Annotated in this window: 16 protein-coding genes; 10 read left to right on the top strand and 6 right to left on the bottom strand. The window is 75.1% G+C overall.

The annotated features are described in order from the left end of the window. Positions 1–140 precede the first annotated feature (140 nt). Both ACFYUY_RS07910 and ACFYUY_RS07915 read right to left on the bottom strand, forming a co-directional pair. Positions 141–521, bottom strand: a complete 381-nt coding sequence (locus ACFYUY_RS07910; RefSeq protein WP_360223356.1) for a transcriptional regulator — start codon at positions 519–521, stop codon at positions 141–143. Continuing rightward, entirely contained in the window at positions 518–1,177 is a 660-nt protein-coding gene (locus ACFYUY_RS07915) for a hypothetical protein (RefSeq protein ID WP_387899054.1), read from the bottom strand. The genes ACFYUY_RS07910 and ACFYUY_RS07915 overlap by 4 nt, the downstream gene beginning before the upstream one ends. Positions 1,178–1,601: 424 nt before the next feature. Here ACFYUY_RS07915 and ACFYUY_RS07920 point away from each other — a divergent pair, with 424 nt between their 5' ends. After that, positions 1,602–2,975, top strand: a complete 1,374-nt coding sequence (locus tag ACFYUY_RS07920) for a family 16 glycosylhydrolase (RefSeq protein WP_387899056.1) — start codon at positions 1,602–1,604, stop codon at positions 2,973–2,975. 115 nt (positions 2,976–3,090) lie between these two features. Here ACFYUY_RS07920 and ACFYUY_RS07925 read toward each other — a convergent pair whose 3' ends face one another. Beyond that, positions 3,091–6,009, bottom strand: a complete 2,919-nt coding sequence (locus ACFYUY_RS07925) for an AAA family ATPase (RefSeq protein ID WP_387899538.1) — start codon at positions 6,007–6,009, stop codon at positions 3,091–3,093. Positions 6,010–6,148: 139 nt separating this feature from the next. Between ACFYUY_RS07925 and ACFYUY_RS07930 the strand changes: the two genes are divergently transcribed. Both ACFYUY_RS07930 and ACFYUY_RS07935 read left to right on the top strand, forming a co-directional pair. Next, positions 6,149–6,706 carry a TetR family transcriptional regulator gene (locus ACFYUY_RS07930; RefSeq protein ID WP_360223132.1) on the top strand — a complete coding sequence of 186 codons (558 nt, stop codon included), beginning with the start codon at positions 6,149–6,151 and terminating at the stop codon, positions 6,704–6,706. A gap of 212 nt (positions 6,707–6,918) precedes the next feature. Then, positions 6,919–9,627, top strand: a complete 2,709-nt coding sequence (locus tag ACFYUY_RS07935; protein WP_360223141.1) for a SpoIIE family protein phosphatase — start codon at positions 6,919–6,921, stop codon at positions 9,625–9,627. A gap of 51 nt (positions 9,628–9,678) precedes the next feature. Here ACFYUY_RS07935 and ACFYUY_RS07940 read toward each other — a convergent pair whose 3' ends face one another. Beyond that, on the bottom strand, positions 9,679–10,287 hold the full coding sequence (locus ACFYUY_RS07940) for a TetR/AcrR family transcriptional regulator (protein WP_387899059.1): 609 nt from the start codon (positions 10,285–10,287) through the stop codon (positions 9,679–9,681). Positions 10,288–10,357: 70 nt separating this feature from the next. On the opposite strand from ACFYUY_RS07940, the gene ACFYUY_RS07945 reads away from it, so the two are divergent. The 4 genes from ACFYUY_RS07945 to ACFYUY_RS07960 all read left to right on the top strand — a co-directional run bounded on the left by ACFYUY_RS07945 (position 10,358) and on the right by ACFYUY_RS07960 (position 15,103). Continuing rightward, positions 10,358–11,251 (top strand): NADP-dependent oxidoreductase, encoded by an 894-nt coding sequence (locus ACFYUY_RS07945; RefSeq protein ID WP_387899062.1) that lies wholly within the window; start codon positions 10,358–10,360, stop codon positions 11,249–11,251. Between the two features lie 427 nt (positions 11,252–11,678). Then, positions 11,679–13,196 carry an MFS transporter gene (locus ACFYUY_RS07950; RefSeq protein WP_387899068.1) on the top strand — a complete coding sequence of 506 codons (1,518 nt, stop codon included), beginning with the start codon at positions 11,679–11,681 and terminating at the stop codon, positions 13,194–13,196. Positions 13,197–13,314: 118 nt separating this feature from the next. After that, positions 13,315–13,713, top strand: a complete 399-nt coding sequence (locus ACFYUY_RS07955) for a DUF4440 domain-containing protein (RefSeq protein WP_360223017.1) — start codon at positions 13,315–13,317, stop codon at positions 13,711–13,713. A gap of 109 nt (positions 13,714–13,822) precedes the next feature. After that, positions 13,823–15,103, top strand: a complete 1,281-nt coding sequence (locus tag ACFYUY_RS07960) for a hypothetical protein (RefSeq protein WP_387899071.1) — start codon at positions 13,823–13,825, stop codon at positions 15,101–15,103. Positions 15,104–15,178: 75 nt separating this feature from the next. Here ACFYUY_RS07960 and ACFYUY_RS07965 read toward each other — a convergent pair whose 3' ends face one another. Next, on the bottom strand, positions 15,179–15,838 hold the full coding sequence (locus tag ACFYUY_RS07965; RefSeq protein WP_360223023.1) for a TetR family transcriptional regulator: 660 nt from the start codon (positions 15,836–15,838) through the stop codon (positions 15,179–15,181). 58 nt (positions 15,839–15,896) lie between these two features. On the opposite strand from ACFYUY_RS07965, the gene ACFYUY_RS07970 reads away from it, so the two are divergent. Further along, entirely contained in the window at positions 15,897–16,766 is an 870-nt protein-coding gene (locus ACFYUY_RS07970; protein WP_360223026.1) for an SDR family NAD(P)-dependent oxidoreductase, read from the top strand. Positions 16,767–16,888: 122 nt separating this feature from the next. Here ACFYUY_RS07970 and ACFYUY_RS07975 read toward each other — a convergent pair whose 3' ends face one another. Then, a complete protein-coding gene (locus tag ACFYUY_RS07975) occupies positions 16,889–19,123 on the bottom strand; it encodes an MMPL family transporter (RefSeq protein ID WP_387899074.1) in 2,235 nt (744 codons plus the stop codon). A gap of 428 nt (positions 19,124–19,551) precedes the next feature. Between ACFYUY_RS07975 and ACFYUY_RS07980 the strand changes: the two genes are divergently transcribed. Together ACFYUY_RS07980 and ACFYUY_RS07985 are read left to right on the top strand one after the other, a co-directional pair. Further along, a complete protein-coding gene (locus ACFYUY_RS07980; protein WP_360223032.1) occupies positions 19,552–20,799 on the top strand; it encodes a sensor histidine kinase in 1,248 nt (415 codons plus the stop codon). Positions 20,800–20,828: 29 nt separating this feature from the next. After that, positions 20,829–21,530 (top strand): response regulator, encoded by a 702-nt coding sequence (locus ACFYUY_RS07985; protein ID WP_387899077.1) that lies wholly within the window; start codon positions 20,829–20,831, stop codon positions 21,528–21,530. Positions 21,531–21,789: the final 259 nt, after the last annotated feature.

The raw sequence follows: 21,789 nt of genomic DNA on the forward strand, positions 1-21,789 counted from the left end.
CAGGGCTTTGGCCACGCGTTGTGCGAGGCGTGGCCACGCTACGAGGAGCGGCGGGAGGAATGGAGAAGGCGTGAAGGAGTTGACCGGATCAGCATTGGTCTAGTCCAAAATCCGAGGGCCCGGCCCGGCGCGCCGGACGCTCAGCCCGGTGCGGGGGCGGCGGCCGGCCCCGGGTCGGCCTCCCCGTCGCGCGCGCCGGGCCCGGCGGGCACTGCGGGCCCCTCGAGCTGGTGGATGAGGGCCTTGAGCGTCGCGATCTCGTCGTGCAGGGCCTTCTTGCCCGCCCTGGTGAGCTGGATCCAGGTGCGGGCCCGCTTGCCCTCGTAACCCTTGTCGATCGTGACCAGGCCCGCCTTCTCCAGCACCGCGAGGTGCTGGGAGAGGTTGCCGGCGGTGAGTCCGAGCGTGCTGCGGAGGAACGTGAACTCCACCCGCCGGGCCTCCTTGGCCACGGCGAGGATGCCCAGCCGGACGCGCTGGTGCACGACGTCGTCGAGGCTGCTGGTGGGGTGTTCGGTCATGCGGCCGACCGCCCCTGGACCCACTGCAGCAGGGCGAGGCCGACACCGCCGAGGAGCAGCACTCCCCCCTCGAACAGGATGCCCGGGAAGCCCCACGGGGTCAGGGCGGGATGGTCACCGGAACGGATCATGAGGCCAAGGTACCCGCAGGTGATGGCGAGGAGCGGCCAGCTCCGCTCGATCCGGGCGAGCAGCAGCAGCGCCAGGCCGATCGTGCCGGCCGGGCTCACCACCGTGTCGAAGGCGACGGAGAGCAGGGACCGCTCCCGGAAGGTGATGAGGGAGCCGGGATGCAGGACCTGCCACGCCACGTAGGCGGTGATGAGCACGACCAGGCCGATGCCCAGCGCCAGGTACGGTCCGACCCGGGTGCCCACCCCGAGACGGGCGGAGCGTCGCAGGTAGTACCACGTGATCGCGGCGTAGGCGAGCACCAGCGCCACCGGCCAGTACCACATGGCGGGCGGCAGCTCTCCGGGGTGGTGACCGCCCTGGCCGTAGCGGACCACCGGCGCCGCTCCGAACCGCACGGCGGCGAAGACGAGGAGGGCGAACCAGGCACCGCGCTGCTCGCGGCGGACGCGGTGGACCAGCGCCCGCTTCATGGCGAGGAGGTGGTGGGGATCGCCCGCGGACGGGGCGGAGTGAGTCGTCACGGGAACAGGTTTGCATGACAAACTGATTGCGTCTAGAGATCTGTTTGCGAATGGCCCGTCGAGGACGGGGCAGTCGCGGACCCGGCGGAACGGGACGGGCCGCGGCGGGTACCCGTGGACGGATTCTCGACTTTCAAGCCATTTGTCCGGATTGCCCACAAACATCACCACCCGGCAAGCCTGCCAAGGGAATTCGGCCGCCCCCTCCGAGCCGGCCCGGGCGGCGACCGGGCACTCCGCTGTGCGCCGTATCACAGCCCGCCGGTGACGCGATCCCGAAACCCCACCTGACCAGGAGACTTCGCCGGGTACACGATCGATGCCGCCGGCTCGGGCCCGGCACCGGGCTTGCGTACGGACCGTCTCCTCCCCCAGGCTGCTCCGAGTCCGCAGTCGAGGGGGGAACGAAAGGGTCCTCCCTCTGATGCCCAGACACTCGAAGCACCGCCGCAGCACGCCCGGCGCCAGGCGCCGTCTCCTCGCCCTCGGGATCGCACTGGCCGCCACCGGAAGCGGCGCGGCCGCCTGGGCGATGCCGAGCGCGCCGACCGAGCCGGTGGTGGTCGACTCGCTCTCGATCACGCCGACCGGCTCCGCCGCCACCAGCCCGGTCACGGCGACCGCCAAGCTGCACGCGACGCGCCAGACCGCGGTCCAGGCGCTGACCGTCGCGGTGCGCGCGGCCGACGGCACCCACTACGACTTCCGCGGCGCGATCCCGGCGACGCTGACCTCCTCGCCGCTCACGTTCACGCCGCAGGGCCGCACCTTCCCGGCCGGCACGTACACCTACTTCGTGGCGTACGAGAGCGGCAACCGCTGGCACAACCTGACCCCGGTGAGCACCTTCACCTCGGGCACCGCGACGACTCCGGCACCGAGCCCGTCGCCCACGGCCACGGCCACGGCCACGTCGAAGCCCACCACCGTGCCGTCTCCGACGGCCACCGCGACCGCCACCCCGTCGCCGACCGCCACCGCGACCGCCACCTCGAAGCCGTCCCCCACCGCCACCGCGACCGCCACGCCCTCCCCCACCGCCACCGGCACCCCGTCGCCGACGGCCACCTCCCCGCTGTCGCCGACCGCCACGGCCTCCCCCACCACCGGCACCTCCGCCGGCCCGCTGGGCATCTCGGGCTCCTGGCGCCCGGTCTTCGCGGACGAGTTCAACGGCACCTCGCTCGACGCCGCCAAGTGGAACCCCAACTGGTTCGGCTGCAGCACCTGCACGACCCAGCCGGTGAACTCCCAGGAGGCCGCGGCGTACTCCCCGTCCCAGGTCTCGGTGAGCGGCGGCAGCCTGCACCTGGCGGTGGCCCAGAAGCCGGCCACCGTGAACGGCAAGACCTACCCGTACACCTCGGGCCTGATCAACACCAACGGCAAGGCCCAGTTCACCTACGGCGCGTTCGAGGCCCGGATCTACTCGCCGCCGTCGGGCTCGCAGGTCGCCAACTGGCCGGCCTTCTGGGCGGACGGCCAGAACTGGCCGACCGACGGCGAGCTGGACGTGATGGAGGGTCTGGGCGGCGACGCCTGCTACCACTTCCACTCCGACGCCGGCGGCCCCGGATCGTGCGCCCACGGCGACTTCAGCGGCTGGCACACCTACGGCGCCGAGTGGGCGCCGGGCTCGGTCACCTACTACTACGACGGTGTGAAGGTCGGACAGATCACCTCCGGCATCACCTCGGCGCCGATGTACCTGATCCTCGACAACGCGGTCGACGCCAAGTACCCGGCCGTCGCCCCCGCCGACATGCAGGTCGACTACGTGCGGGTCTGGCAGCACTGACCCGACCGGCCCCACCCACCGGCCCGGCCCCGCGGACTCCCCGCGGGGCCGGGCCGCTGTGGTCGGGGCCGCAGTCGGACCCTGGGGCGTGGTCAGGGCGCGGGCCGGGCCGTGGTCAGGGCGCGGTGGAGCGGTCGGCCAGTTCGGTCAGGGCGTCGCGCAGGGCGGCGCGCGTGGTGATGCCGAGCTTCGGAAACGCCCGGTAGAGGTGGGAACTGACCGTGCGGGGGGACAGTCGCACCTGATCCCCGATCTCCTTGTTCGTCAGCCCCCGGGCGGCCAGCTCGGCGATCCGGCGCTCCTGCCAGGTCAGCTGGACCGGGGCGGGCGCGGCCGTGTGGGGCACCACGCCGGCGGCCCGCAGTTCCGCGTGGGCACGCTCGGCCCACGCGGTGGCGCCGAGGCGGTCGAGCGTCTCCGCCGCCTGGGCGAGGGTGACGCGGGCCGCCGCGCCGCCCTGGGCGCGGCGCACCCGGATCCCGTGCGCGAGACGGATCCGGGCCAGCTCGAACGGGAACCGCTCGGCGGCCGGGTGGGACTGGGCCCGGGCGTACAGCTCCGCCGCCTCCGCCTCGTCGTCGGCCGTCATCGCGAGCGCCCCGAACGTGATCAGGGCCAGGCGGGGAGAGAGCTCGGGCAGGCCGGCGTCGCGCGCGGCCAGCGCGTGGGCCCGGGCCTGGTCGACCCGGCCGGTGTGCAGGGCCGCCTCGACCAGGTCGAGCAGCGTCCTGGACGCCTGGTAGGCGTAGGGGCGGAACGCCCCCGGCGCCGTGATGCCGATGGCGTACAGGAACGCGGTCTCGTAGTCGCCGGCGCTCAGTGCGGTGGTCGCGCCGACCGCGTCCGCGATCTGGGTCAGGAACCCGATGCCGCGCGGGCGGGCCCACGCGTCGACCGCGGCCTGGAGGTCGCGCGCCTCCTCCGCCCGCCCGCGCACGGCCGCGAGCTGGGCGAGGTAGGCCCGCGTCTGGTGGGCGAACAGTCCGTGGCCGCGTTCGGTCGACAGGGCCAGGGCGCGGTGTCCGGTGCGCTCGGCGGCCTCCCACTGACCGAGCCCCATCTGGTCGAGCATGATCAGGTGCAGCATCACGATGCCGCTGGACATCGCCCCGGTGTCCAGCTCACGGTCCACGACGCGCTCCAGGTACGGGCGCAGCGGGCTCAGGACGTCGAGGTGGTAGGCGGACACGGCCAGCCGCGTCACGTCCCACGGGTCCTGGTCCTCCAGCACGGCCCCGGCCCGTTCCACCGGGGCGCACCAGCCGGCTCCGTGCCGGACCACGTCGCTCCACGTGCTGCCGTACATCCGGGCCCGCTCGGTGGCGAGCTCGCCGAGGGACCCGAGGACCTCGTGGGTGCGCTGCCAGGCGGTGGGGCTGCCGGCGTACTGGCTGACGGCGAGCAGGAGGCTGACCAGCCGGTCGAGCACCTCGTCGCGCCGTACCGGGCCGTCCGGGCCGTCCGGGGCCACCGGGCCGTCGGCGGCGCCCGGGCCGCCCGGAACGCCCCCGTCCGGGGCGCGGCCGTCGCGCAGTCGCTCCACCGCCGCGGCGACCCGCTGGTGGGTGGCCCGGACGTCGCCGTCCTGGTACAGCGCCAGGTAGGCGTTGGCGAGGACCGCGGCGGGGTTCTCCTCCGCACCGGGCGCGGACGCGGCCAGGGCGAGGCTGCGGGCCTGGCCGAGGCGGTCCGCCTGCCCGGCGACGTACGCCGCGTCACCCAGCCGCCGGGAGCGGTCGGAGCGGTTCTCGCTGAGTTCCGCGGCACGGGTCAGCCAGGAGACGGCCATCCGCGCGCCGCCCCGCCGGGTCGCCGACCGGGCCGCGGCCTCCAGGGCTGCGGCCACCCGCTCGTCGGGGTCGACGGTGGCGGCCGCCAGGTGGGTGGCGCGCCGCTCCGGGCTCTCCCGGTGCACCCGGGCCAACACCCGGTGCGCGTCCCGGCGTTGGTCGGTGGTGGCCAGCTGGACGACGCTCGAGCGCACCAGCGGGTGGCGGAACGCGAGGTCACCGGTGGCCGGTTCGACGACCAGCAGGCCGCACGCCACCGCCGCGTCGACGCCGCGCATGCGGTACCGCGCGGTCGGGCCCGGGCCGTCGCCGGACCGGGCCGTCGCACCGTCGAGGGCGCCCGTCAGGAGCTCCCTCCGGACGGTGTCGTCGAGTCCGGCGAGGCGGACGGCGTAGATCTCCTGGATCCGCCGGGGCAGCGGGACGCCGTGCGGGCCGAGCAGGTCCTCCCCCGCGTGGTGGCCGGGGCGGGAGGCGAGGTGGGTGGGCAGCTCCAGCAGGGCCAGCGGATTGCCGCGGGCCTGGTCGAGGACGAGGCCGCGAATCCGCTCGCCGAGCCGCGCGTGGTGCCGGTCCAGCAGGCACGCGGCGTCCGCGTCGGTGAGGGGCCCGACCGGCGTCTCGGGCAGCGCGGCGGTGTCGAACCGCGAGGCGACGTCCCCGCGGACGGCCACCAGGAGCTTCACCCCGGGACTGCCGGCCAGTCGGCGGCCGACGAATCCGCAGACGTCGGCGCTGGCCTCGTCCAGCCACTGGCCGTCGTCGAGGACGAGCAGCAGCGGACGCTTCGAGGCCGCCCGGGACAGCAGTTTGAGCACGGCGATGCCGAGGGCCATGACGGGCGGCGGCGGGCCCTCCATCCGGCCGAAGGCGGCGTCGAGGGCCGCCCGGGACGCGTGGTTCGACGGCCCGTCGGACGATCCGTCGGACGGATCGCGAGCCGCGTCGCCGGACGGATCGCCGGGGTGTTCACCGGCCTGTCCACCGGGCTGTCCACCGGCGTGTGCGCCGACCGGGAGCAGCGGGTAGAGGATCTGGTGGAGCCCGGCGTAGGGCAGCTCGGCCTCCGCCTCCACCCCGGTGGCCCGGATCACCAGGTGCCCGTCCTCGGCCGCGAGCCGCGCGGCCAGGTCGAGCAGGGTGCTCTTGCCGACGCCGGCCTCTCCCCGGAGCACCAGGGCCGCTCCGCCGGGGGCCCGCACGAACGCGGACAACTGCTCCCGCTCGCCGTCCCGACCGACCATCACCACGCCCGGTTCCAAGCCCGGATCCCTCCCCTGCCCCCGGGTGCGCGCCCGCGACCCTATTCAACTAGACGGTTAGTTGATTAGACTGTGCCCCGGCAGAGCATGTCAAGTAAACGGTTGGTTAGGAGCTGGGTGCATGGAGCGCGACGCCGAGGCCACCAGGCGCAGACTCGTCTCGGCCGGGCGGGCCGAGTTCGCCGCGCACGGGCTGCACGGCGCCCGCGTCGACCGGATCGCCGCCGCCGCGCGCAGCAACAAGGCGCAGATCTACCACTACTTCGGGAACAAGGCCGGGCTGTTCGACGCCGTCTGGAACGAGCTGGTCGAGCAGATCGTCGTCGGCGTGCCGTTCGACGCGGACGACCTGCCCGGGTTCGCGGCGGGCCTGAGCGACCTCTACGCCGAACACCCCGACATGCCCCGCCTCATCACCTGGCAGCGGCTGGAGCACGGCGACGCGCTGAACGACCTCGGGGTCGCCGAGGTGCGCGGCCGCAGCGCCGCCATCGCCGAGGCGCAGGCCCGGGGGCTGATCTCGACCCGGTTCGAGCCCCAGGTCCTGTTCGCCCTGCTGGTGCACGTGGCGATGCTGTGGTCGGCCTCCAACCCCGAGGTCCTGACGGTCCTGGGCAGCGCCGACCGGGCCGGGCGCCGCGACCTGATCCACCGCGTGGTCACCGCCCTGGCGCACTGACCCCGCGGGCACGGGCCGCGCCCGTGGCACCCCACCCGTCGCACCGCCCGACCCCCGCGAGGTGTCCCGGTCGTGCGCGGGGGGACCATGGGTGTATGGCCAGAGACACGGGCCCCGCCTCCCGGCCGCCGCGGCGTCGGCCGGGTGGCCGTCGTGGGCGGGGCGACCGACGCGCGGGGGCACGGGAGCAGTCGGTGCGACCCCTGCGGTCGATGATGAGCCTGCGCAGCGTCGCCGGGCAGATGTTCCTGCTACAGGTGTCGATCGTGGTGCTACTGGTGGTGGCGGCGGTCGTCGCGCTGCTGATCCAGTCCCGCAGCGACCGGTTCGACGCGGCGCGTGACCGCTCGCTCGCCGCGGCCGAGGCCTTCGCCCACAGCCCCGGGCTGGTGGCGGCGATGCAGGGCCCCGACCCCAGCGCGGTGCTCCAGCCGTTGACGGAGGCGGCCCGCAAGGACGCCCAGGTCGACTTCATCGTGGTGACCGACCGGAACGGCATCCGCTACACCCACCCCGAGCCGGAGCAGATCGGCAAGAAGTTCGTCGGCACCATCGAGCCGTCGCTGGAGGGCAAGGTCACCGTCGAGCAGGTGCACGGCCCGCTCGGCGAGGAGTACCAGGTGGTCGTCCCGGTGGAGGACCCCAACGGCGCGGTGGTGGGCATCGTCTCCTCCGGGATGAAGGTCGCCAACGTGAGCAGCGCGATCAACCACCAGCTGCCGGTCGTCCTGGGGGCCGGGACGGTCGCGCTCGGCCTGGCCACGGCCGGGACGGCGCTGGTGAGCAGACGCCTGCTGCGGCAGACCCACGGGCTGGGCCCCGAGGAGATGACCCGCATGTACGAGCACCACGACGCGGTGCTGCACGCGGTGCGCGAGGGCGTGGCCATCGTCGGCGGCGACGGTACCGTCCGGCTCGCCAACGACGAGGCCCGCCGGCTGCTCGACCTGCCGCCCGACGTCGAGGGCCGCGCCGTCACCGACCTCGGCCTCGACGCCCGCACCACCGAACTGCTGCTCTCCGGACGCTCGGTGAGCGACGAGGTACTCCCCGTCGGGGAGCTCCTGCTGGCCGTCAACACCCGCCCCACCGACAGCGGCGGCGGCCCGTCCGGCAGCGTCACCACCCTGCGCGACTCCACCGAGCTGCTCGCCCTCGCGGGGAAGGCCGAGGTCGCCCGCGGCCGGCTGAGGCTGCTCTACGACGCGAGCATGTCGATCGGCACGACCCTGGACGTCCGGCGCACCGCGGAGGAGCTCGCCCGGACGGCCGCCCGGGAGTTCTGCGACTACGCCACCGTCGACCTCGCCGACGACGTCCTGCACGGCGACGAACCGCACCCGCTGGCGGTCGGCGCCCCGGTCGAGCTGCGGCGGGTGGCGGTGACGGGCGTGCGCAACGACGCCCCGCTCTACCCACCGGGGGAACTGGTCACCTGGGCCGGGAGCACTCCGCAGGCGGAGGGCTTCGTGAGCGGTCGCTCCGCGCTCGTCCCCGAGGTGGCGGCCGACGCCGGGTGGCGCCGGCAGGACGCCGAGCGCACCCGGGCGGTGGTGGAGTTCGGCCTGGTGTCGCTGATCGCCGTGCCGCTGACGGCCCGGGGCGTGCTGACGGGCGTCGCCTCCTTCTGGCGCGGCCGCGACCAGGTGCCCTTCGACGAGGACGACCTGTCGCTGGCCGAGGAACTGGCCGCCCGGGCCGCCGTGTCCGTCGACAACGCCCGGCGCTACACCCGCGAGCACACGATGGCCGTCACGCTGCAGCACAGCCTGCTGCCGCGCGCGCTGCCCGAGCAGAACGCCCTGGACGTCGCGTACCGCTACCTGCCCGCCCAGGCCGGGGTCGGCGGCGACTGGTTCGACGTCATCCCGCTGTCGGGCACCCGGGTGGCGCTGGTCGTGGGCGACGTGGTCGGCCACGGCCTCCACGCGGCCGCGACGATGGGCCGGCTGCGCACCGCCGTCCAGAACTTCTCCACCCTGGACCTGCCGCCGGACGAGCTGCTCGGGCACCTGGACGACCTGGTCTCCCACATCGACCAGGAGACGTCCGCGGTGGAGGGCGCGCTCGCGATCACCGGCGCCACCTGCCTCTACGCCATCTACGACCCCACGACCGCGACCTGCGTCCTGGCCCGGGCGGGCCACCCGCCCCCCGCCGTGGTGCACCCGGACGGCACGGTGGAGCTCCTGGACCTGCCCGCCGGCCCGCCGCTGGGCCTGGGCGGGATGCCCTTCGAGGCGCTGGAGGTGCGGCTGCCGCCGGGCAGCAGCCTGGTGCTCTACACCGACGGTCTCGTCGAGGACCGCAGCCGCGACCTCGGCATCGGGCTGGACGTCCTCAGTGCGTCGCTGGGCCACGCCGGCCGGTCCCCGCAGGACGTCTGCGACGCGGTGCTGGAGGCGCTGCTGCCCGCCCGCCAGACCGACGACATCGCCCTCCTGGTGGCCCGTACCCGGGTGCTGGAGCCCGAGCGGATCGTCGAGTGGGAGGTGGACCCGGCCTTCGAGTCCGTGGCGGGGGCCCGGGCCCGGGCGACCCGCCAGCTCACCGCGTGGGGTCTGGACGAGGCCGCCTTCGTCACCGAACTGGTGCTGAGCGAGCTGGTGACCAACGCGATCCGCTACGGGACGGGCCCGATCACGGTGCGGCTGTTGTACGACCGCACGCTGATCTGCGAGGTGTCGGACACCAGCAGCACCGCCCCGCACCTGCGGTACGCCGTCGCCGACGACGAGGGCGGCCGCGGCCTGTTCCTGGTCGCCCGGCTCACCGAGCGCTGGGGTGTCCGGTACACCCCCCAGGGCAAGATCATCTGGGCCGAGCAGTTCCCGCAGCCGGGCGGCGCGGGCAGCGGCGCCGTCGCGCCGGTCTGGTCCCTGGACGACTGGCCGGACGACGACTGGCCGGAGGACGCGTAGGTCCGTCGTCGACCCACCGGCCCACTGCTCCCTGCCGGACGGCGCCCGGACTCAGCTGCCGGTGGCAGTGCCTGCGGCCGGGGTGCCGGCCGGGGCTGCGGCGCCCCAGGCGGCCCCGATCATCCGGAAGACCTCGTCCACCGCCTCCTGCGGATCGTCGGCCTCCCGGGCCAGCCCGTAGGCGTCGACCGCGAACCTCGCGAGCGCCCGGCAGGCCGTCGCGCTCCGCGGCTGCCCGGGATCGGCGGCGACGGCCGCGGCCAGCGCCTCCGCGTGGCGCAGCATCATCGAGTCCTCGTAGGCGCGCAGGGCCGGTGACGCCTCGATCATCCGCCGGATCGGCGCGGAGCCGTCGGCCGTGCAGTGCCGCACCAGCGCCAGGACCTCGCGGCGCAGCGCGGGGACGAGCGGCTCGTCGGGCGTCCGGTCGGTGACCGCCCGGACGAGCCCCTGCTCGAACTCCTGGTCCTGCTGGAAGACCAGCGCCTCCTTCGAGGCGAAGTGGGCGAAGACCGTGGTCACCGCCACGTCGGCCTCGGCGGCCACGTCACGGATGCCCACCGCGTCGTAGCCGCGCTCCAGGAAGAGTCGCCGGGCGGTGTCGGAGATCTTCCGCCGGGTCTCGGCCTTCTTGCGCTCGCGGCGTCCGGGGGGCAGCATGCGCCGACCCTACCAGCTAGGAATTCCTAACCGTTGTGAAAACCTAACCGTTAGTCCTACGGTGGCGGGCATGAGGAAAGTGAACTTCGCCGAGTTCGGCGGACCGGACGTCCTGCGCCTCGTGGACGCCGAGGAGCCCCACCCGGGCCCGGGCCGGATACGCATCGCCGTACGGGCCGCGGGCGTCAACCCCGTCGACTGGCGGATCCGTGAGGGCCAGGTCCTGAAGGCCCACCCGATCGCGCTCCCGTCCGGAGTCGGGCTGGACGCCGCCGGGGTGGTGGACGAGGTCGGGGCGGGCGTCGAGGGGGTCGCCGTCGGCGACCGCGTGTTCGGCGAGGGGTCGAGCACCTACGCCGAGTTCGCGGTGCTGTCGGCCTGGGCCCGGATGCCCGACGGGCTGGGCTTCGCGGAGGCCGCCGGGTACCCGTCCGTGGTGGAGACCGCACTGCGCGTCCTCCGCGAGGTCGGAGTGCGGCCGGGGCAGACCCTGCTGGTCAGCGGCGCGGCCGGGGGCGTCGGATCGGCGGTGCTGCAGATCGCCCGCGACCGCGGCATCGCGGTGATCGGCACGGCCGGAGCCGCGAACCAGGACTACCTGCGGAGCCTCGGGGCCACCGCGACGACGTACGGCGGGGGCTGGGTCGAGCGCGTACGGCGGCTCGGCCGCGTCGACGCAGCGCTCGACCTGGCCGGCTCGGGCGTCATCCGCGAGCTCGTCGAGCTCACCGGGGATCCGGGCAGGGTCGTCTCGATCGCCGATCTCGGCGCACCCGAGCACGGCGTCCGGTTCTCCGGCACGGCCGGCAGCGTGCCCGCCGCGCTCGCCGAAGCCGTCCGCCTGATCGCCCGGGGAGCACTCCACATCCCCGTCGAGAAGTCCTATCCGCTCGCCGACGCCGCGGCGGCGCACGTCGACAGCCAGGCCGGCCACACCCGCGGGCGCCGCGTCCTGATCGTCTGAGGGCCCGGCGACGCGGGCCGGGCGCCCCGGCGCCAGGGGCGCCGGCTGCACAAGCACCCCACGATCGCCTACCGCCCGCTGACCGACGCCCCGCCGGTGCCGCTGGTCCTCGCCTGGCGCCGGGGTGTCCCGACCCACCCGGCGATCCCGGACCTGGTCCGGCTGACCCGGGACCTGCTGGCCGGCGGCTGACCCGCGCCCGGCGACGGTCGGCCCTCCGGCCGCTCGACGCCGGGCAGCCGACCGGCCCGGTGTCGGGCGGCCGAGGACGGCCCTCCCCCATGGACCGGACGGGGACTGCCCGGGCGCGTCGGAACGCCTCCGCCGGGGTCGGGGCGGTGGCGGTGCGTACGGTCGACGGCACCGCCACCCGCACGCAGGCCGGCGGATCCGTGCGCCCCGTCGAAGCATGAGGAGACCGGCAGCCGTGCAACGCAAGTGGTGGACGCTGATCGCCGTCTCGGTCGCGACGTTCATGCTCCTGCTCGACATCACCGTGGTCAACGTCGCCCTGCCGTCCATCCGCGAGGACCTGAACGCGAGCTTCACCGACCTGCAGTGGGTGTTCGACGCCTACGCCCTGTCGCTGGCGACCCTGGTGCTGACGGCCGGTTCGCTGGCCGACCGGCTCGGGCGGCGCCGCGCCTTCGCCGCCGGGCTGGTGGTCTTCTCCGGAGCCTCGCTGCTCTGCGCGCTGGCCCCGAACCCGACCTTCCTCAACGTCGCGCGGGCCGTGCAGGGGGTCGGTGGCGCGGTGATGTTCGCGGTCTCGCTGGCCCTGGTCGCGCAGGAGTTCCCGCCGGGCCGCGAGCGCGGGACGGCGATGGGCGTCTACGGCGCGACGATCGGGGTGGCGGTCGCCGTCGGACCGCTCATCGGCGGGGCGCTCACCAGCTCGCTCGGCTGGGAGTGGATCTTCTACCTCAACGTGCCGATCGGGGTGGCCGCCCTGGCCGTCACCTACCTGAAGCTGGCGGAGAGCCGCGACCCCAACGCGACCAGGATCGACTGGGCGGGGGTCGCGGCCTTCAGCAGCGGACTGTTCCTGCTCGTCCTCGCGCTGGTGCGCGGCAACGCCGAAGGCTGGGGCAGCGCGCTGATCGTCGGACTGTTCGTCGGCGCGGCCGTCCTGCTGGCCGTGTTCGTGGTGATCGAGCGCCGGGTCCCGGAGCCGATGCTGCCGCTCGGGCTGTTCCGCCGGCACGCGTTCACCGGGGTGCAGCTGGCCGCGTTCGCCGTCTCCAGCTCGCTGTTCGCCCTCTTCCTCTACCTGACGCTCTACCTGCAGGACTACCTCGGGCTCTCGCCGTTCGCGGCGGGCGTGCGCTACCTGCCGATCACCGTGCTCAGCTTCCTGGTGGCGCCGCTGGCCGGGGTGCTGCTCTCCCGGGTGCCGGCCCGGCTGATGCTCTTCGTCGGCCTCGTCGCGGTCGGCGCGGGCCTGCTGCTGATGGGCGACATCCAGCCCACCGACACCTGGACCGGGCTGCTGCCCGGCTTCCTGGTCGGCGGCGCGGGCGTCGGCCTGATCAACCCGGTGATCGCCGACGTCGCGGTGAGCGTGGTGCCCAAGGAGCGCAGCGGCATGGCGGCCGGCATCAACGACACCTTCCGGCAGGTCGGCATCGCGGTCGGCATCGCCGTCTGGGGGGCGATCTTCGTCGGGCGGGGTTCGCACCGGATCCGCGAGCTGACGGCGGGCTCGCCGACCGCGGAGGGGGCCCGTCCGCGCGAACTCATCGAGGCCGCCTCCTCCGGCAGCCTCCAGCAGGCGCTCACCGCCCTCCCCGAGCCGGCCCGGGCGGCCGCGACCGCCGCCGCCCGGGCCGGTTTCCTCGACGGCCTCAACCTGGTGCTGATGCTCGGCGGGGTGGTCAGCCTGGTGGGCGCGGTGCTCGCCCTCTGGCTGGTCCGGGAGAGCGAGATCGACCGCCAGGAGGCGTAGGGCCTGCCCCGGGCCCGTACCCGCTTCCGGAGCGGGGTCGGGGCCGGGACCGGCCGGGGCGTCCGGCCGGTCCGGGGGCGCAGGACGGGCCAGGACGGCGGGTGTTACCGTCGGGGCCATGTCCAAGGGTGAGATCGACGCGGTGACGGCCGAGTTCTTCGGCGCCTTCGACAACCGGGGAGGCAAGGCCCCCGACGTCGCGCGGATCCGCCGGCTGGTGCTGCCGGAGGGCGTGATCTTCCGTACCGGGCCGGAGCTGACGGTCTACTCGGTGGAGCAGTTCATCGCGCCGCGCGAGGTGCTGCTGACGGGCGGCCGGCTGGTCGAGTTCTCCGAGTGGGAGACCTCCGAGCGGACGGACGTCGCCGGGGACATCGCCTCGCGCTTCTGCGAGTACCGCAAGTCCGGGGTCCTCGACGGCGCACCGTACGAGGGCACCGGCAGCAAGGCGATCCAGTTCGTCAGGACCCCCGGGGGCTGGCGGATCGCGGCGATCTCCTGGCACGACCACTCCTGACGGAGCGCCAGGGACCGGACGGCCCTGCACCGTGTCGGTGACGGACCCTACCGTGGACCCCGGCGCGTCCGGATCAGGCCCGAGACCGCCGGCCACCTGCGGAGGACGGATGGACTTCTTCGGCACGCACCTCTCCGATGCGCACCTCTTCGACGATGCACCCCTCCCGGAGGATGCGCCCGGCACGGGGGCGGCCGGCACCGGGACGGCGGACTGGGAGCCGTGGCTCGCCTACGCGCAGCGACTGTCGGACGCCGGCGACCCGCGCGGCGCGGCGATCCGGCTGGAGCACCGCTGCGGGACCGCGGGCGGCACGGACCAGGACCGGGAGCAACTCGCCGCCGTCTACCGGGAGGTGGAGCGGCGGCTGGGGCTGGGCGCGCTGCGGGAGGACGGCTCCTGGCGCTTCACCTGGAGCCGCGGCTTCCTCGACGAGGCGTGCTTCCGGCTCGCCGGGGACACCCGCGCGCAGCGGGGGGAGCTGGTGGGGCGCCTCCGTGCGGAGTGCCCGGCCCCGGCCGCCGGCCCGGAGGGCCCCGACCCGGCCGACCCCGAGCAGTGGGAGGGCGCCCTGATCGGCGCGCTGCTCGCCCACCCCGCCGCGCGCCGGCTGCGGGTCCTGGAGCTGCACCTCACCGACTACCACCGTTCCGCGGAGCCGGCCGCGCGCGCCGTCGCCGCACGCCCGTTCCCGCGGCTGGAGCACCTGTACTTCGGCTACGGGTTCGAGTTCCTCTACGAGGACGGCACGGCCTCGACGGGGCGTCGGCTCGATCCGCTGGAGCACCACGACCGGGGCCTCGTGCAGACCGCGATGTGGGGCTCGCTCCCGGCCCTGCGCACCCTGGAGCTCGAGGGCGCCTTCCTGTTCCACTCGGTGGACCACGACGGTCTGACCCGGCTGCGGGTCCGCGGCCCGGCCGTCTCGGACGGCTCCGTCTTCGCCCTCGGCCGCCTTCCCGGACTGGCCTCCCTGGAAGTCGACTTCGGCTGCGACGTGTTCGGAGTCGACTGCCCGGTGGAGCAGCTCGACGAGCTCGCGGCGGCGCCGTACCCCGCGCTCAGGCACCTCGACCTCGGCAGGGTGGAGTTCGACGCCCCGTCCGTCGAGGTCCTGTCGGCGCTCGCCGACTCCCCGGTCCTCGCCGGGCTGGAGTCCCTGGCCCTCCGGGAGCTGGCCGTCGGCGGGAGTGACGACCTGGAGGACCCGCGGGCCGCGCTCGCCGAGCTGGCGCCCCGCTTCGCCCACCTGACCCTGCGCGTCGACGGCCCGATAGCCGTCGAGGGCACGGCCGAGGACGTCGACCGTCTGCTCGCCCGGTTCGGCCTGTGCCGGGGCGCGGCCGCCGAGGACCGGGGCTCAGCACCCGGCACCGGGCGCACGGCGTGACCGGCGGGATCGGGAGGCCGGTGGGCCCGGACGGGAGGCCCTGGACCACGCTCCGACCCGGATCGGCCCGGGTGTTCAGCCGGACCGCACCAGCCCGGTGACGGTGGCGGTCAGGATGCGGGCGAGCCGGGGCTCGACCTCGACCACGGCGTGGGCCAGCCGGGGGTCGCTGCGGTAGAGGGCGGCGACCTCCGCGCCCGGGTTGGCGATCTGCCACAGCGCCCCGGCCAGGGAGACGGCGGTGGCGACCAGGTCGACCACGTCCTGCTCGTCCAGGCCGGGCAGCTGCTCGCGGACGGCTTCGGTGATCGGCCCGCGGGCGGCGAGCGTGGCGAGCTTGAACGCGCGCACCGCGTCGAGCGAGACGTTGCGTTCGAGGTTGAGAGGGGCGTGCGCGAGCAGGTCGCAGAACATGCCGCGGGCCGCGAGGGTGGCGGCGAACGCCCGGGCCACGGCCGCCGGGCCCGGGTCGGTGGTCTCCCTCAGCCGCGCGGACAGGGCGTCGGACCACTCCTGCCAGCCCTCCGCGGTCAGCCGCAGGTAGATCTCCTCGCGGGTCTCGAAGTACCGCAGCAGCGCGGACTTGTGCATGCCCACGGCGGCGGCGATGTCCGTCAGGGTGACGTCCCTGATGCCGCGCTCCCGGCCGAGCGACCGGGCCGCCTCCAGGATCGCGGCCTCGCGCCGGCGCTTGGCCTCGGGCGAGCGGGCCCGCTGAAACTCCGATGTCTCCACCCATCCATGTTAGCGCAACGGCGTTGCACTATTACCGCAACAGTGTTTTACTAACGGCATGGAACAGACCTGGTTCATCACCGGCTCCTCCCGCGGCTTCGGCCGCACCCTCGTCCGCGCCGCCCTGGAGGCCGGCGACCGGGTGGCCGCGACCGCCCGCCGGCCCGAGCAACTAGCCGACCTCGCCGAAGAGTTCGGCGACCGGATCCTCCCGCTCGCGCTGGACGTCACCGACCCGGAAGCCGCCCGCACGGCACTCACCGAGGCACACCGCCGCTTCGGCCGGATCGACGTCCTGGTGAACAACGCCGGCTACGCCAACGTGTCGCCGATCGAGACCACCGAGGACGCCGACTTCCGCGCCCAGTTCGAGACGAACTTCTGGGGCGTCTACCACGTCACCAAGGCCGCGATCCCGCTGCTGCGCGAGCAGAAGGGCGGGCTGGTCATGCAGTTCTCGTCGATGGGCGGGCGGGTCGGCGGCTCCCCCGGCATCGCGTCCTACCAGGCCGCCAAGTTCGCCATCGACGGGTTCAGCCGCGTCCTGCGCGCCGAGACGGCGCCCTTCGGCGTGAAGGTGCTGGTCGTCGAACCCAGCGGGTTCCGCACCGACTGGGCCGGCTCCTCGATGGTCGTCCACGACATCCCGGAGGCCTACGCGCAGACGGTGGGCGCGGTCAACCAGCGCCTGCGGCAGAGCGGCGACGGCGCCGCCGGCGACCCCGTCCGCGCCGCCGGGATCCTCGTCCGGATGGCCAAGCGGAACGACGTCCCCCACCACCTGCCGCTCGGGGTCAACGCGGCCGAGGGCTCCATCGCCATGGACCGCCGACTCCTGGAGGAGGACACGAAGTGGCGCGAGGTCGCCCGCTCGGCCGACTTCGCCGAGGCCTACCCCGCGCCGTTCCCCGCCGACTCACCGCACTGACCGCGCGTCCCCGCACCGCCCCGCACCGCCCCGAGCCTGCCGACCGGGGGCAGCGGGACGCACGGGGACGCGCAGCGCGGAACGCCCGGGCCGGGGCCCGGGCGTTCCGCGTCGAGAGTTCCTCACATGTGTGACCAGGAGCGGGAGTCGGCGTACGAGTGGTCACTCCGCTCGCCGGCCGACGGCTCCGAGGGCGTCCAGGCGGGCGCAGCCGCGGCGGGCCGGGGGCGGACCGGCCACCAGACCGCCCGGCCGAGCAGGGCCGCGACGGCGGGCACCAGCAGCAGGGAGAGCACCAGCGCCGAGAGCATGATGCCGAGCGCCATCGCGAAGGCGATCTGTTCGCTGCCCGGCGTCGTGGCGAGGGTGGCGAACGAGCCGGCCAGCACCAGGCCGGCGGTCGCGATGGCCGGGGTCGTGTGCCGGACGGCGCGGGCGACGGCGGCGCGCGCCGGACCGGGCCGCTGCATCTCCTCCCGGATCCGGTCGGTGATCAGGATGTTGTAGTCGGTGCCCAGCGCCACGACGAACAGGAACAGCACCAGCGGGAGGGTGAAGCTGACCCCCGGCCTGCCCAGGGAGTGCTGGAACAGCAGCGTGGCGGCGCCGAGGGTCGCGGCGAAGCCGAGCCCGACGGCGAGCATCAGGACGACCGGTGCGAGCAGGCTGCGCAGGAGCAGCAGCAGGATCAGTGCGATCAGTGCGGCCGCCACCGGGAACACGATCCTCAGGTCGTGGTCGACGGCCGTCGCGACGTCGGCGAAGATCGCCGCCGTCCCGCCCACGTGGGCCCGGGTCCCGGCCGGCGTGTGCCGGGCCACGGCGTCCCGGACCGGTCCGGAGGCGAGCTCGCGGGCCTGCGGGCTCTGCGGGTCCACGGTCGGGTAGACGTCGATCCTGGCGGCACGGTGGTCCTGGTTCAGGACGGTCGGTGCGACCTGGCCCACCCCCTCGACCCGGGTGAGCGCCCGGGAGAGCTCGTCGAGCCGGGCCGTGGTGAGGAGCGCGCCGTCGGTGGCGGCGACGTAGACGCTCGTCGGGTCCGACACGCCGGCGGGCAGGGCGCGGGAGATCTCCGTCGCGGTGGCCGCGGCAGGGGTCCCGGACCCGGAGTCGCCCCGGCCGTAGTCCATCCGGATGCCGATCAGGCCGGCGGCGAGCGCGCCCAGCAGTGCCAGGGAGGCGGTGAGCACCGTCAGCGGCCGGCGCGCGACCAGCAGGCCGAAGCGACCGGCGCGGCCGGCGGCCGGCACCCGCTGCAGCGACCGGGAGGGCCAGAACATCCGGCGCCCGGCGGCCGCGAGCAGCGCCGGCATCAGGGTCAGGCTGCCGAGCAGCATCACCAGCACCGCCGCGGCGATCGCGGGGCCCAGGGAGCGGAACTGCCCGAAGCTGGCCAGGCCCAGGGTGGCGAACGCGGCCACGATGGTCAGCGCCGCAGAGGTGATCGCGCCGCCCACCCGGCCGGCGACCTGCGCGGCCGCCTCCCGGGCCGGCTGCTCGGGCCGGGCCCGCAGGTGCTCGCGGAAGCGGAACAGCAGGAACAGCAGGTAGTCGATGCCGATGCCGAGCAGGACGACGCTGATCAGCGACGGGGTGCTCGCGTCGAGCTTGCGTCCGGTGAGCAGCGCCAGGCCGGCGACCGCTCCCCCCGCCACACCGCCGATGACGGCCACCGCGAGCAGCGGCAGCAGGGCCGCCAGCACGCTGCGGAACACCAGCACGTTGAGCACGACGATCAGCACCGTGACCAGGATGCCGCCGACCTTGGCCGCCGTCCCGTGCGCGTCGGCGCCGTCGACGACCTCGGCGAGGCTCCCGGTGAACCCGGTGCGCAGGCCGGCTTCGGCGAACTGCGTCCGGGCCGAGTCCCGGAAGCTGCGGAACACCCCCTGGACGCCCTCGTCGGCGGCGTTGCCGACCAGCTCCACGGAGAGCAGCTCGAAGCTCCGGTCGGGAGCCACCATCGCCGGGGCGATCCGGGGCGTCTGGGAGCGGTCGGGGACGAGGAACTGCGGCCGGTCGTCCGCCCTGGGCATGACGACCCGGCGCTGGGCGAGCTTCGCCGCCTCGGCCTTCACCCGCTCCTCGTCGGCGGCCCCGAGGGCCTTGCCGTCCGCCCGGGCGACCAGCACGGTGACCGTGGTGGCGTCCGGGTCGACCCCGAACTGCTCCTCGGCGATCCGCAGCGCGGCGGCCGAGTCGTAACTGCGGGGCAGGAAGTCCCCGGTCTGGCTCTCGGTCACCCGGGCCATCAGCGACGGGGCGAGGCCGGCCAGGGCGAAGCCCAGCACCGCCCACAGGGCGATGACCTTCCACGGGTGTCTGGTCGAGAATCGGGTCAGGGCGCGGATCACGTGCTGTCCTCCGACGGACGGGCTGTCACGGGGCTCGGGTCCGTCTGCCGACCCGCGTCCACGGGGCGACGGGGGTTCGGGGACGGACCCTCGGACCGGGGGCTCCCGGCCGGACTCCAGACCATCACCCGGACCGGCCCGTCGGCGTCCTGGCGACGGAGGATCCGGGGAGGGGTCCTGGGTCCTGCCGCGGTCGGGGACCCAGGACCCTGGTCCTGGTCGCGGTCCCGGTCGCCGCCGTCCGCCCGGCCCCGCCGCAGCCCGGGCGCAGTCCCCGGCGCGGCCCCGGAGGCCGTCCCGGTGCTGGTCAGCGGCCCTGTCCCGGCCACCGGGCGAGGGGCCCGGTTCCGGGGCCGCCGGTGCCGCCCCCACCTCGGCTGTGACACGCTGGCCCGGAGGCGGAGAAGCCGGACACAGGGAGAACCACCATGCACAGGCGCCGACACACCGGGCCCGACGGCGCCCGGCCACGGCCGGACGCCGGGGGCGCCGAGCCCCCGCTGACCCGCAACGACGCCCTGGTGGCCGGCGGGGCCTGCGCGCTGAACCTGCTCAGCTACGTCTTCTTCGCCCCGCCCGGCAGCGGCTCGTCCGCCGACGGCGGGCCCGACGTCAGCGTGGCCGGGTTCCTGCTCGTCGGGCTGGCTGCGGCGCCGCTGCTCGCCCGGCGCCGCCACCCGGTCACGGCGCTGGCCGCCGCACTGGCGCTCGACGCGGCCGCCGCCCTGACGCTGCCGCTGCCCAGCCACTTCGGCGCCGTCCTGGTGGTCGCGCTGTTCACGGTCGCCAGGTCCTGCCCCGGCCCGGTGACGGCGGTCGCGGTCGTGGCGACGGTGGCGGTGACGCTGCTGAGCCAGTCGGCCGGCCACGTCCCGTCCTGGCAGAACGCCGTGTCGGCGCCGCTGTCCGCGGGGATCGTCGCCGGCGCCGCGCTGGTGGTCAACCGCTGGCAGCGGGAGGTGGAGGCCAACCGGCGGCTGCTGGCCGACCGGGCGGTGGCCGAGGAACGGCGCCGCATCGCCCGGGAGTTGCACGACATCGTGGCCCATCACATCACCACCATGCAGCTGATGGCCGGCGGCGCCCGGGCCAACCTCGGCACACCGGAGGTGGCCCGGGAGGCACTCGTCACCCTGGAGTCCTCCGGGCGGCTCGCCCTGCGCGAGATGCGTCAGCTCCTCGACGTGCTGCGGGCCGGCGACGAGCCGGAGGACCAGGACGCGCCGGCGCAGCCGCAGCCGGGCGTCGAGGACCTCGACCGGCTGGTCGCCGACTCCCGACGGGCCGGCCTGCCGACCGAGTTCAGCGTCCACGGGCCCCGGCGCCCGCTGCCGCCGACCGCCGCCCTGACGGTGTTCCGGATCACCCAGGAGGCGCTCACCAACGCCCACAAGCACGCCGGCACCGCCCGTACCAGCGTGCGGCTGACGTACCGCCGGGACGGCGTCACCGTCGAGGTGCGGGACGACGGCGCGGGCGCCGGACCGCAGGAGCAGCCGTCACGGCCGAGGGGCGGCTACGGCCTGGTCGGCATGCGCGAGCGCGTCGCCCTGCACGGCGGCACCCTGACGGCGGGCCCGCAGGCCGACGGCGGGTTCGCCGTGGTGGCCGAGCTGCCGCTGGCCGCGGAGGAGAGCGCCGAGGCCGCCGTCCAGCACGAGCAGGTGGCCCGGTGACCGGGGCAGGGGCGGGAGCGGCGCCGGGGGTGCCGAGGATCAGGGTGCTGATCGCGGACGACCAGCCGCTGGTCCGCCGCGGCCTGTCGCTGATCCTCTCCCCCGACCCGGCGCTCGAGGTGGTGGGCGAGGCGCAGGACGGCGCGCAGGCCGTGGAACTCGCCCGCCGGCTGCGCCCCGACGTCGTGGTGATGGACATCCGGATGCCCGTGCTCGACGGGATCGGCGCGAGCCGGGAGCTCGCCGCGACCGTGCCCGACTGCAAGGTCCTGGCCCTCAGCACCTTCGACATGGACGAGTACGTGGTGGGCGCCCTGCGCGCCGGGGCCTGCGGCTTCCTCCCCAAGGACAGCTCCCCGGAGGACCTGAGCGCGGCGATCCGCACCGTCCACGCGGGCGAGGCCGTCGTCGCGCCGCGCCTGCTCAGCCGGCTGATCTCCACCTACGTGCGCATCCCGCACGACGCCCCGCCGCCGCGCGGCGCCGACCTGGCCGAGCTGACGCCGCGGGAGGTCGAGGTGTGGCGGCTGATGGCCACCGGGCTCGACAACGCCGGCATCGCCGGGAGCCTGGACCTCAGTGTCTCCACGGTGAAGAACCACATCACCGGTGTCTTCGGCAAGCTCGGCGTCCGGGACCGCGCCCAGGCGGTCATCGCGGCCTACGAGTCGGGTCTGGTGTCCGCCCGGACGGCCGCCGCCGGACCGCCCGCCGGGGGAGCCTCCGGGTAGCCCGGACCCTGCCCGGACCCTGCCCGGCCGCGGCCCCGGACACCGCCCGGCCACGGCCCGGCGGGCGGCCCCGGTGGCCGCTCGTGACGGGTGCACGCCGAGATCCTGACGGTTGATCAGAATCCCTGTTCGCCAAGGTCGGTGGCGGGGGGCGGGGGGGGGGGGCGGGGGGCGCCCCCCCCCCCCCCCCCCCGGGCCGCCGGGGGGGGGGCCCCCCCGCGGCCGCGGCCGCCCCGCGGCGAAGCCCCGCGGGCCCACG

It is taken from the genome of Kitasatospora sp. NPDC004745 (assembly GCF_042873275.1).
GTDB lineage: Bacteria > Actinomycetota > Actinomycetes > Streptomycetales > Streptomycetaceae > Kitasatospora.